This is a genomic window from Shigella sp. FC1544 (assembly GCF_001722145.1).
GTDB classification, from domain to species: domain Bacteria; phylum Pseudomonadota; class Gammaproteobacteria; order Enterobacterales; family Enterobacteriaceae; genus Escherichia; species Escherichia coli.
Window position 1 is genome coordinate 1 of the sequence record NZ_MECT01000197.1, and the last position, 2,937, is coordinate 2,937.

Genomic DNA, 2,937 nt, shown 5'->3' on the forward strand with positions numbered 1-2,937 from the left:
CTGTATGAATCCCGCCTGAAGGGAAAGCTGCACGTAATCAGCAAGCGATATACGCAGCGAATTGAGCGGCATAACCTGAATCTGAGGCAGCACCTGGCACGGCTGGGACGGAAGTCGCTGTCGTTCTCAAAATCGGTGGAGCTGCATGACAAAGTCATCGGGCATTATCTGAACATAAAACACTATCAATAAGTTGGAGTCATTACCGGTTGTGCTGATGACTTTATTCTGACGGTAGAAACAGGTCCGATTGGCGGAATTACTTCACAGGGGATTGCCTTTGGCGCGAACGTGAATACCCGTGCCATTCTGGATATGACGTCCCAGTTTGATTTTTATCACGGTGGTGGTCTGGATGTTTGTTATTTGAGTTTTGCTGAAGTCGACCAGCACGGTAACGTCGGCGTGCATAAATTCAATGGCAAAATCATGGGTACCGGTGGATTTATTGATATCAGTGCCACCTCGAAGAAAATTATTTTCTGCGGCACGTTAACCGCGGGCAGTTTAAAAACAGAAATTGCCGATGGCAAATTAAATATCGTCCAGGAAGGACGGGTGAAGAAATTTATTCAGGAACTACCGGAAATTACTTTTAGCGGAAAAATCGCGCTCGAACGGGAACTGGATGTTCGTTACATCACCGAACGTGCTGTATTCACGCTGAAAGAAGACGGCCTGCATTTAATCGAAATCGCCCCTGGCGTCGATTTACAAAAAGATATTCTCGACAAAATGGATTTCACCCCAGTGATTTCGCCAGAACTCAAACTGATGGACGAAAGATTATTTATCGATGCGGCGATGGGTTTTGTCCTGCCTGAAGCGGCTCATTAACAGGAGTATCACAATGGATTTTTCTTTAACTGAAGAACAAGAACTGCTGCTGGCCAGTATTCGCGAACTGATTACGACTAACTTTGCGGAAGAGTATTTCCGCACCTGCGATCAAAACGGGACATATCCGCGTGAGTTTATGCGGGCGCTGGCGGATAACGGCATTTCTATGCTTGGCGTGCCGGAAGAGTTCGGTGGCATCCCTGCGGATTACGTCACCCAGATGCTGGCGCTGATGGAAGTGTCAAAATGCGGTGCTCCGGCATTTTTGATTACCAACGGTCAATGTATTCACAGTATGCGCCGTTTCGGTTCTGCAGAGCAGCTACGTAAAACGGCAGAGAGCACCCTGGAAACGGGTGATCCCGCCTATGCCCTGGCGTTGACGGAGCCAGGCGCAGGCTCAGACAACAACAGTGCCACTACCACTTACACGCGTAAAAACGGCAAGGTTTACATCAACGGACAGAAAACCTTTATTACCGGTGCGAAAGAGTACCCGTATATGCTGGTGTTGGCGCGCGATCCGCAACCGAAAGATCCCAAAAAAGCCTTCACCCTGTGGTGGGTCGACTCCAGTAAGCCCGGCATTAAGATTAACCCGCTGCATAAAATCGGCTGGCATATGCTCAGCACCTGCGAAGTCTATCTCGACAACGTGGAGGTTGAAGAGAGCGACATGGTGGGCGAAGAAGGAATGGGTTTCCTCAATGTGATGTACAACTTTGAGATGGAGCGCCTGATCAACGCCGCTCGCAGCACCGGCTTTGCCGAATGCGCCTTTGAAGATGCCGCCCGCTATGCCAACCAACGTATCGCTTTTGGTAAGCCCATTGGTCATAACCAGATGATCCAGGAAAAACTGGCGCTGATGGCGATTAAGATCGACAACATGCGCAACATGGTGCTGAAAGTGGCATGGCAAGCCGATCAGCATCAGTCACTGCGCACCAGCGCGGCGCTGGCAAAACTGTATTGCGCACGTACCGCAATGGAAGTCATTGATGATGCGATTCAAATCATGGGCGGTCTGGGCTATACCGATGAAGCGCGCGTCTCCCGCTTCTGGCGTGATGTCCGTTGTGAACGTATCAGCGGCGGTACAGACGAAATTATGATTTACGTAGCAGGTCGGCAGCTCCTGAAAGACTATCAGAACAAATAATCTGCAGGCGGCGCAGCTTCTTAACAAACTGCGCCGCCAGATTTATCCAACAAGACTTACCGGTTGAGGAAATTCAGATAGGATTTCTTGTTCCGCAAAACAGTTTTTAAATTGTCTACGGTAATCGCTGGGCGAACAACCGACATGGCGCAAAAACAGTTTGGCAAAGTGATCGACATTTTCATAACCCACACGCCAGGAGATCTCTGCCTGTGATAATTCAGTATTAGTGAGTGACCATTTTGCTTCCGTCATACGCCGTTGAATAACATAGTTAATAGGGGAAATACGATACTCTTTGGTAAATTCATGGCAAATATAACTGACGCTGGCACGAAATTTTTTCGATAACTGTTCTAAAGTGATTTTTTCGCGATAATTATTATTCAGATAGAAAAGAATATCTTTTATCAGAACATCTTTTTTAATATACCCCTGCTCCGAACGATAAGCATTTTTAAAATTTTCGTAGTAAAGAATGGCTAACGTATAGGCAAATGCATCCCATAACGAAGATGTTTGGCTATTTTTACTTTGCGGCAAAATCACACTTAGCTCATTAAATAAGGTTTTTATGACTTCTTTTCCCTGCCCCGCGGCAATTACCGGACAAGAATGCGGGTAATGACTCCAACTTACTGATAGTGTTTTATGTTCAGATAATGCCCGATGACCTTGTCATGCAGCTCCACCGATTTTGAGAACGACAGTGACTTCCGTCCCAGCCTTGCCAGATGTTGTCTCAGATTCAGATTATGTCGCTCAATGCGCTGAGTGTAACGCTTGCTGATAACGTGCAGCTTTCCCTTCAGGCGTGATTCATACAGCGGCCAGCCATCCGTCATCCATACCACGACCTCAAAGGCCGACAGCAGGCTCAGAAGACGCTCCAGTGTGGCCAGAGTGCGTTCACCGAAGACGTGCGCCACAACCGT

Annotated in this window: 2 protein-coding genes and 3 pseudogenes; 3 read left to right on the plus strand and 2 right to left on the minus strand. The window is 47.8% G+C overall.

What is annotated here, in order from left to right; genetic code table 11:
• The 3 genes and pseudogenes from BGK49_RS11470 to BGK49_RS11480 form a co-directional block, all read left to right on the plus strand.
• A partial coding sequence (locus BGK49_RS11470; RefSeq protein WP_000718190.1) for an IS1 family transposase occupies positions 1-192 on the plus strand: 192 nt, incomplete at its 5' end.
• A 15-nt stretch (positions 193-207) separates the two neighbouring features.
• Positions 208-837, plus strand: a pseudogene (locus BGK49_RS11475) (acetate CoA-transferase YdiF); the annotation flags it as partial.
• A gap of 13 nt (positions 838-850) precedes the next feature.
• Entirely contained in the window at positions 851-2,002 is a 1,152-nt protein-coding gene (locus tag BGK49_RS11480) for an acyl-CoA dehydrogenase (protein WP_000347826.1), read from the plus strand.
• 42 nt (positions 2,003-2,044) lie between these two features.
• On the opposite strand, the pseudogene BGK49_RS11485 reads toward BGK49_RS11480, so the two are convergent.
• Both BGK49_RS11485 and BGK49_RS11490 read right to left on the minus strand, forming a co-directional pair.
• Positions 2,045-2,623, minus strand: a pseudogene (locus BGK49_RS11485) (helix-turn-helix transcriptional regulator); the annotation flags it as partial.
• A gap of 14 nt (positions 2,624-2,637) precedes the next feature.
• Positions 2,638-2,937: pseudogene (locus BGK49_RS11490) on the minus strand (IS1-like element IS1X2 family transposase); the annotation flags it as partial.

Excerpts from the sequence above, each read along its gene's own strand:
- BGK49_RS11480 (WP_000347826.1), top strand. The coding sequence starts at position 851 with ATGGATTTTTCTTTAACTGAAGAACAAGAACTGCTGCTGGCCAGTATT.